This is a genomic window from Cupriavidus sp. 2SB (genome assembly GCF_005503625.1).
Classification (GTDB): domain Bacteria; phylum Pseudomonadota; class Gammaproteobacteria; order Burkholderiales; family Burkholderiaceae; genus Cupriavidus.
Map to the genome: position 1 here is coordinate 1 of NZ_SCMX01000135.1, position 8,769 is coordinate 8,769.

8 protein-coding genes are annotated in these 8,769 nt (G+C 64.5%); 2 read left to right on the forward strand and 6 right to left on the reverse strand.

From position 1 onward, the window contains the following. On the forward strand, positions 1-384 hold a 384-nt coding region (locus FFS21_RS31135), incomplete at its 5' end, for a methyl-accepting chemotaxis protein (RefSeq protein WP_137928527.1). Between the two features lie 87 nt (positions 385-471). Here FFS21_RS31135 and FFS21_RS31140 read toward each other — a convergent pair. From FFS21_RS31140 to scpC, 6 genes are all read right to left on the reverse strand, one after another. Next, positions 472-1,557 carry a BON domain-containing protein gene (locus FFS21_RS31140; protein ID WP_137928528.1) on the reverse strand — a complete coding sequence of 362 codons (1,086 nt, stop codon included), beginning with the start codon at positions 1,555-1,557 and terminating at the stop codon, positions 472-474. 226 nt (positions 1,558-1,783) lie between these two features. Continuing rightward, positions 1,784-2,164 (reverse strand): hypothetical protein, encoded by a 381-nt coding sequence (locus FFS21_RS31145; RefSeq protein ID WP_137928529.1) that lies wholly within the window; start codon positions 2,162-2,164, stop codon positions 1,784-1,786. Between the two features lie 216 nt (positions 2,165-2,380). Next, on the reverse strand, positions 2,381-2,770 hold the full coding sequence (locus tag FFS21_RS31150; RefSeq protein ID WP_137928530.1) for a cupin domain-containing protein: 390 nt from the start codon (positions 2,768-2,770) through the stop codon (positions 2,381-2,383). 94 nt (positions 2,771-2,864) lie between these two features. Then, positions 2,865-3,692: an AraC family transcriptional regulator gene (locus FFS21_RS31155; RefSeq protein ID WP_137928531.1), complete on the reverse strand. Its 828-nt coding sequence runs from the start codon at positions 3,690-3,692 to the stop codon at positions 2,865-2,867. Next, positions 3,679-4,635 (reverse strand): patatin-like phospholipase family protein, encoded by a 957-nt coding sequence (locus FFS21_RS31160; RefSeq protein ID WP_137928532.1) that lies wholly within the window; start codon positions 4,633-4,635, stop codon positions 3,679-3,681. The genes FFS21_RS31155 and FFS21_RS31160 overlap by 14 nt, the downstream gene beginning before the upstream one ends. Before the next feature lie 258 nt (positions 4,636-4,893). Continuing rightward, positions 4,894-6,420, reverse strand: coding sequence for a succinyl-CoA:acetate CoA-transferase ScpC (gene scpC, locus FFS21_RS31165; RefSeq protein ID WP_137928533.1), 1,527 nt, complete (start codon positions 6,418-6,420; stop codon positions 4,894-4,896). Between the two features lie 384 nt (positions 6,421-6,804). Between scpC and FFS21_RS31170 the strand changes: the two genes are divergently transcribed. Continuing rightward, positions 6,805-8,559, forward strand: coding sequence for an FAD-dependent oxidoreductase (locus tag FFS21_RS31170; RefSeq protein ID WP_137928534.1), 1,755 nt, complete (start codon positions 6,805-6,807; stop codon positions 8,557-8,559). Positions 8,560-8,769 lie beyond the last annotated feature (210 nt).

An 8,769-nucleotide genomic window follows, 5' to 3' on the forward strand; every position in this document is an offset into this window, starting at 1 on the left:
GGGCGGGGCTTTGCCGTGGTGGCGGGGGAGGTGCGCACGCTGGCGCAGCGCGCGGCGAACTCGGCGAAAGAGATTCGGCTGCTGATCTCGCAGTCAGCGGATCGCATAGCAAGTGGCACGGCGCTGGCCATCGATGCGGCTTCCACCATCGGCAACGTGGTAACGGCGGTGCAGCGCGTGACATCGGTGATGGACGACATCAGCCGCGCCTCGCACGAGCAAAGCAGCGGCATCGCACAGGTCAATCAGGCGGTGACGCAGATGGATCAGGTGACGCAGCAGAACGCCGCACTGGTGGAAGAAGCCGCGGCAGCCGCGCATGCGCTGCGAGAGCAGGCGGAAAGGATGGAAAGGTCGGTGAGTGTTTTCAGGTTGGGGGTGTAGCCGACAGCAAAGCGTTTCTTGTCACGCTTGTTTTGCTCCCCTCTCCCGCTAACACGGGAGAGGGGAGCGCATAGCGACGGTCGTCGCCTAGTGCGCAACACGAATGTTGTTCTCAACCTCCGTCACGCCGAACGTATTATCAGCAAGATCCTCGATGTCGAACTTCTGGCTGCGGCGATGCACCGTGCCGCCCAGCGTCACCTTGCCGTTTGCCACATCCACCGTCACCTCGCTCACATCCACGCCGCTGGCGAACGTCAGCCGCTCGCAGATCTCGTCGCGGATGCGGTCGTCGGTGCGGGTGTAGCCGCGCGGGCCCGTGCGCTTTTCTCCGTCATCGGTGCCGAACCAGTCGTTGAAGACTTCTCCGATGCGGTGGCCGAGGTTGTAGAGCACACCGTGGTCGTCATCGTCGTCGCGGTCATAGCGTTCATCCCGGCCGTAACGTTGATCGTCTCCCGCCTCGCGCCAGGTGCCGCCACGCGTGGCATATCCGCGATGATCGTCACCGTTGTCGCGCCCGCCGAGATAGTCGCGGCCATACGATTGGGCGCGTGAGGGGCGGCCCTCTCCCCACTCGTCGACAGGTTCGGTCCAGTAGCGGGTATCGCTGCGCAAATCGTTGAAATAGGTGCCCCGTCGCTGGCCTGACGCGTAGCCATGTTGCGGCCCGCGTTGCTCGGCGCGGCGGAGCCATTCCTGGTCGGCGTTGCCGAAGCCGCTATCGCGTCGTCCTTGATGCCCGCCGTATGACTGCTGCCGGTCATCGCCAACATCGCCGTAGTCGCCGTAGTCGCCGTACTCGCTTGCATAGCGGCGGCTCTCGTACTGTTGGCGCGTGCGCCACGACTGGTCATCTTCCGGAAGCCTGCCATAGCCGCCGTTCAGACCATATCGCAGGTCGCTGCCCTGATATCGCAGATCCCCGTCATCGCTGCCACGGTAGCCGCTCGGTGCAGGCCCACCGTCGCTGAGTTGACCCGGCGCCAGCCGCTGTCGCTGGCGGGCATTCTCCCAGTGGTTGTCGGAGGATTCGGGCAGCCAGTCGTCCTGACCCATCCAGCGTGTGCCGGCATTGTCATCCCAGGGGTCACCCAGATCATCGTCACGAAGGTTTTCGGTTGCGCGCCAGGTGTTGCCCCGGCGATAACGCTCGGAATGGTAATCGGCCATGTTGCGCTCCTGTTCCAGAAGGTTGCGGGTTTGCCACGCGTCACTTGGCAGCAACGCCTTGCACGTCTGGCAATTCCGGAAACAGCGCAAATTCCGTACCGCGCCTCCCAGCCCTTGTCACACCGTGGGTTGGCGGCAATGGGTGGACAAGACGCCATGCAACCATTGCGCGGTTGCGTGTAAAGACTTCCTGTCGAAGGAACGGGAACGTCCGGCTACGTATGGGTTACGGCGCCTTCACCCGGCGCACGTTCGCCGGTGCCGGGGCAAGCGTGGTGGCGGTGGGAGGCGTGGGGGACGCTGGACGAACCGGCTGAGCGGCAGAAGGCTCGCTGCGTTCCATCCGCCCCGGCCGCACAGGCGCGATGCCCTCCACGGCGTTGAAGATATCGCTGTGAGCGTAATGGGCAGCCGTGTCTTCCAGGAATCCGGGACGCTGCACCGAGGGAGGTGGCAAGACGCTGTCGGCCAGCGCGGCCGCATGCAGGCAGAGCATCAGCAAGCGCAGCAGCAACACGATGCCGCGAATGCGATAGCGAATGACCGGGGGATGATGCGGACGTGGCGGCGCGACGACGCCCGGCCGCAGTTGTGGCGGGATCAACATGGCAGTTCTCCGAGGGAGCCCGAGGCTCCGGTTAGGGTCGAGCGTGGCGCCGCGCTCGATGCGTCTATTCGCAGAGAACATGCCACCCGTCAGAAGGCGACGGGCGAGGGGGATGCAGCACTTCAGGTGGTGAAACTGGCGGAAAAACGAGGTGGGTTACCAACATGCGCGCAAACATCGTTGGGTCGGTGCCAACACCCCGGACACTGCGCGACCTCAGATCCAGAGATCGTTGGTAGCGGTGCGCTCGCCGCCTTCGTCGCCGGTGTTGACCACGCCACGCGGTTCGATCAGCAGCATACGGACTTCCTCGTGCGCATACGGCTTGTGCTCGATACCCTTCGGCACGACGTACATCTCTCCCGCATTCACGCACACGTGACCGTCGCGAAAATCGATGCGGAGTTCGCCTTCCAGCACGATGAACGACTCGTCGGTGTCGGCATGGCTGTGCCAGATGAAATCGCCCTCGATGCGGACGATCTTGAACTGGTAGTCGTTCATCTCGGCAATGACACGCGGTTGCCACTGGTCAGAGAACAGCGAGAGCTTGCTGGCGAAGTTGATGGGCTGGTAAGTCTGGAAGGCGAGAGGGGACGGGGGCATCGATGGCTCCTGGGGATCGTCATGGATCGAGCGCCCAGTGTGCAGGTCTGGCAGACCCCCGTCTTGTACGTTCGTGCAGCGCGGCTAACAAGCTTCAGGTCGCACCGCGCAGCGTGCGCAGCCAGCGGCCCGGCGCATGACCGAATGCGCGCGTGAAATGCCGGGTCATGTGGCTTTGATCGGTAAAGCCGGCCCACGCGGCGGCATCCGCCAGCGACTGACCTGCTGCGGCCAGCCGGCGCACCATGTCGAGCCGCCGCATCACGAGGTAGCGATGGGGGCTCGTCCCATAGAGTGCCCGAAAATCGCGCGAGAGCGCCCAGCGGTCGCGGCCGCTCGCGCGTTCGAGTTCGTCGAGGGTAACCGGTTGCGCAATGTTGTCGAGCAGCAGCGTCCGGGCGACTTCCGCCGCACGGTAGTCCACGGCTTGCCGGCCGCGCGGCGCACCGGCGGTGGCAGCCAGTGCATGGGCCAGATCGAAGATTGCATCCTCTTCTTCGAGCGGATCGAGCGTGCGGTCCATCGCGCGCAGCAGTGTCTCGGATGCGGCGAACAGCCGACGGTCATCGGATCGCCCACCGGCGATGAACGGCAACGGCCGGCCGCCGATCACGCGCTGGATCAGTGACGGCTCGATGTAAATCATCCGGTAGTGGAAGCCGGCATCGGTGCCCGCATGACCGTCATGCGGCTCGTCGGGATGCAGCACGATGGTGCTGCCGGGCGTGCTGTGCGTGGTACTCCGGCGATACGAAAAGCTCTGCACGCCGGAGAGTGTGCGGCCAATCGCATAGGTATCGTGGCGGTGCATGTCGTAGCCATGTCCGCCGAAATACGCTTCAATGCGCTCCATACGTTGCGCGCCAGCGTCACGGCGTACCCAGTCGCGCCTCCCCGGCAATTCCGCCTCAGTGCTGTCCATGGCTATGCGGATGCTGATGGCCCGGATGGTCCACATGCACTTGGCCGGGCGGTGGCATCTGGATATCCGCGCTGCACGTCGGGTGTTCCTCGTCGTGTTCATGTGGTTCCAATGCACCGGGTACGCGTCGGCTCTCCAGACCACCCGAACGCAGCCACGCCAGCGTAGCCGCCGCAGCGCGATCGATCAGTTCGCCGCAGCGCGTGTAGTCGTACGGCGAGACATCGAGTGGGCAAAGCGGCGGCACCACGGCAATGTGCGCCTGATCGCCCCAACGCTCCAGGTCGTGCACGAGTTGCCGGGCCACCAGCAGCGATAGGGCGTTGAATGCATGCTCCATCGCACCGCGCGGCGGGCGCCGCTCGTCGCAGGCAAAGCCGGCAGGCAGCACCACGACGCGCGTGGCGCCGAGGCGGATGGCCGTGGAGACCGGCGTGTTGTTCGCCACGCCGCCATCGATGAGTTTGCGTCCCTCGACATCCACAGGGGGAAACACGCCGGGAATGGCGGCGCTGGCGAGGACGGCACTGACCATGTTGCCGGACGAGAGCAGCACCTCGGCGCCGGTATGCATGTCGGTTGCCACCACATGCAGCGGGATGGACGAATTCTCGATGCGTGCATCGCCGAAATGCCGGGTCAGTAGTCGCTTCAGTCCGAATGACTCGACAAGATGGCCGCGATTGCCGACGATCATCCCCAGCATGCTGCGCCAGGACCAGGGCAGGATCTCGGCACGCGTGATACTGCGCCACAGGCTCTCCAGTCTGGCCGTGCCTTCCACATCGGGATTGTTGGCGAAGTAGGCGCCATTGATCGCCCCGGCGGACGCGCCGATGACAAAGTCGGGCTTGACGCCCCATTTCACCAGTTCGCGCAGCATGCCAACCTCAACCGCGCCCAGGCTGCCGCCGCCGGCGAATACGAATGCAGTCTTTTCCATGGTCGTGTCACGGGGCCCGGTCCCCCGCCAGATTCGTTGTGTGTCGTCGTGCGGAGAGGATAGGCCACTTTGGCGTCGGCAAAAAGAGGGCCGAAACCCGGAGGCTTCAATTTTTGTCGATATGGAAATGGCAATTAACCGCCAAGCCTTCCGCGCATCAGTGTTGTCGGCCAGCAGGAAGCGGAGCGATAAAAAGAAGTCCGTAGCGGTTGGCTACGGACTTTGGGGTGACGCTTGAGCGAGAGGAAGGCGGCCAGATCAGGCGGCCAGTACATCGTTGGCGGCGGGCGAGGTGTTGGGCAGCATCGAGCCGTGATCACGGTAGTTGATGTGCCACGCGAAGGCTTCTTCGAGCAGGTGTGGCGTCTGGCCACCGCGCAGGCAGGCGCGGCGGTAGTAGTCCATCAGTCCGTCGCGGTAGGCGGGGTCGGCGCAGTTGCGGATCACCTGCAATGCGCGCTCGCGTGGGGCCAGGCCGCGCAGGTCGGCCAGGCCGTGTTCGGTGACGAGGATGTCCACGTCATGCTCGCTATTGTCCACGTGCGACACCATCGGCACGATGCTGGAGATCCGGCCGTCCTTGGCCACTGACTTGGTCACGAACACGGAAAGATGCGCGTTGCGTGCGAAATCGCCCGAGCCGCCGATGCCGTTCATCATGTGCGTGCCGCCCACGTGCGTGGAGTTCACGTTGCCGTAGATGTCGCATTCGAGCGCGGTGTTGATCGTGATAAGACCCAGGCGGCGCAGCACTTCCGGATGGTTGCTGATTTCCTGCGGACGCAGCACGAGCTTGTGCTTGTAGCGCTCGATATCGTCCAGTACGCGGCGGTACACGGGGGCGGAGAGCGTCATCGACGAGGCCGAGGCAAAGCGCAGGCGGCCAGCGTCGATCAGTTCGATGGTGCTGTCCTGCAGGACCTCCGAATACATCGTCAGGTCATGGAACGGCGAATCGGCCAGCCCGTGCAGCACCGCATTGGCGATGGTGCCGATGCCGGCCTGCAGCGGCTGCAGCGACGGCGACAGGCGCCCGGCGCGGACTTCGCGTTCCAGCAAGGCATTCAGGTGTCCGGCGATCTGGCGCGTCCCGGCATCGGGCGGCAGCGCATTCGACGGGCTGTCGTCGCGCTGGGTAATCACGATGGCGGCGATACGCGAGGGATCGACCGGAATGTAGGGCAGGCCGATGCGCTGCTCCACGGCGATCAGCGGAATCGGCTGACGATACGGGCGCTGCACCGGAAAGGCGATGTCGTGCAGCCCTTCCAGACCCACGGGCATGTTCAGGTTCAGCTCGACGATGATCTTGCGGGCCATCTTCGCAAAACTGGCCGAATTGCCAACCGAGGTGGTCGGCACGATGCCGCCCGATTCGGTGATGGCTGCGGCTTCGATCACGGCGATATCCACCGGGGCGATCTGGCCGCCGCGCAGCTGCTCGACGGTCTCGCCGAGATGCTGGTCGATGAACATGACTTCGCCAGCGTTGATCTTGCGGCGCAGCGTGGCGTCGGACTGGAACGGCATGCGACGCGCCAGCACATGGCTTTCGGCGAGGATCTTGTCGGTGTCGTGCCCCAGCGAGGCGCCGGTGATGAGGGTGATCTGCAAAGGGTCGGTGGCCGCGCGGCGCGCCAGGGCCATGGGCACGGCCTTGCAGTCGCCGGCACGGGTGAAGCCGCTCATGCCGACTGTCATGCCGTCCTGGATCAGCGTTGCAGCCTGGTCGGCCGACATGATCCGGTCCTGGAGTGCGGCCAGGCGAATGCGATCGCGGTACATCTAGTCTCCTTGCTGGGGGCTGTCTGATATGCCGCCAGGGGCCTCGTGGGTCCGTGACGAACGTTGCGTCTTGGAGGCGCGAGGCACAGTGTAGCCAGCGCTTAATATTCTCACCATGATTTAAAGCACTGGGTGCCAGTCGGTTTTTTCATAGAGGAGGGCGCCATGCGGCGTCGTTCGGAAGGTGCCGCCACCATACCCAAGCGCATTCAGACGCGTCGTGATCCCGCGCAAGCGGTTAACACAACAGGAACACGCCATCAACACGCTGGCGCGAACGGCCGCATCCAGCAAAACTTCATGCGCATTTCATCTTGGCGGGATTACTATCCAGACCAGTGTTCGATGTCCTGAATAGTGATTTCACGAGAAGGGGAGCGCAGCATGGAAATATCGCAGGTGACGTCGATGTCCGAAGCCGATCCAGAAGCCGCACCGGACCCTGGGCAAGATGCGCCGCTCGACGCGCCGTTCTCGAATCTGGAATCGCGCCGCCACCAGATGTTTCCCACGCTGACGGGGGCGGAAATCGATCGGATCCGCCGCTTCGGCACCGTGCAGACGTGGCGGGCAGGCGAGATGATCTTCGTGACTGGCGATACCGGGCGAGGCATGCATGTCGTGTTGTCCGGCCGCGTGCGCATCGACCAGCTCGACGGGTTTGGCGATCGCCATCCGATTACCGAGGAAGGCCCGGGGCAGTTCCTGGCGGAGGTAGGCCAGCTCACCGGCAAGCCGGCGCTGGTCGATGCGCTGGCGCTGGAAGATTGCACCATCCTGGTGATCGCGCCGGTCAATCTGCGCGCGCTGCTGGTGGCCGAGGCCGATCTGGGCGAGCGCATCATGCGCGCGCTGATCCTGCGCCGCGTCGGGTTGATCGAGCGGGGCGGCGGCCCGATCCTGGTCGGCAAGGGTACGGAGCCGCTGCTGCTCTCGCTGCAGGCGTTCCTGCGCCGCAATGGCCATCCCCATCGCGTCATCGATATCGAAACCGAGCGCGACTGCACCTGTCTGCTCGATTTCAGCCATGCACCGCAGAGTGATTTTCCGCTGGTGATCTGTCCGGACGGCAGCGTGCTGCGCGCCCCCGACGAAGGTCAGCTTGCCAGTTGCCTCGGGCTGGTGCCGGAGTTCGACCCGGACCACGTCTATGACGTGATCGTGGTCGGCGCAGGCCCAGCCGGGTTGGCCACTGCGGTCTATGCGGCGTCCGAAGGGCTGTCGGTCGCGGTGCTCGATTGCCGCTCGCCGGGCGGCCAGGCGGGTGCGAGTGCGCGCATCGAAAACTATCTGGGCTTTCCCACGGGAATCTCGGGCCAGGCGCTGGCGGGACGCGCGTTCGTGCAGGCGCTCAAGTTCGGCGCGCACCTCGCCATTCCGCTCGAAGCCCGCAAGCTCCATTGCGGCGCGAACCCTATCGAACTCGAACTGGACGATGGCCGGCGCATTCCCACGCGCACCGTGGTGGTGGCCAGCGGCGCGCAATATCGCCGCGCGGAGATCGACGCGCTGGATCGTTACGAGGGCCGTGGCGTGTACTACTGGGCGTCGCCGGTGGAGGCCAAGCTGTGCAAGGACGAGCACGCGATGCTGGTCGGTGGCGGCAACTCCGCCGGGCAGGCGGCGGTGTACCTTGCCTCGCACGCGGCAGAGGTGCACATGCTGGTGCGTGGCGAGGGGCTGGAGGCCACGATGTCGCGCTACCTGATCGATCGCCTGAAGAGCCTGGACAACGTGCATCTCCATACGCACGCACAGATCACGGCCATGGAAGGCGAGGGCTGGCTATCGACCGTGCGTTACAAGGAGCGCGCGCGGGGCCCCGAATGCGTGGCGATACCGATGCGCCATGTCTTCCTGTTCATCGGCGCCGCACCCAACACCGAATGGCTGCGCTCTTGCAATGTCGCGACCGATGACAAGGGCTTCATCCTGACGGGCTATGACGCCCACCAGTCATGCACGGATCGGGCCGATTACACGCTGGAGACCAGCGTGCCGGGTGTGTTTGCGATTGGCGACGTGCGATCGGGATCGACGAAGCGCGTGGCGGCCGCGGTGGGTGAAGGGGCGGCTGTGGTGTCGCAGATTCATAAGTATTTGGCGGAGGTGGAGGCGAAGGCTGTGGCGCGTGGTTGAGCGCTGATTCTCTCTCCCGCGCTTGTTTTGCTCCCCTCTCCCGCGCGCGGGAGAGGGGAGCACACCGGAAGCGGGAGTATGGTCTTGCCAAAATGAAAGGGCCTGTCAGTTTTTTTGTGTGCAGGACAGCTAGAGGCTTGCCGGTCGAATGGATTGGCAAGCCTGCATTCTCTCAGAGGTGCGGGTGGGTAAATCGGTCTTCGTACAACA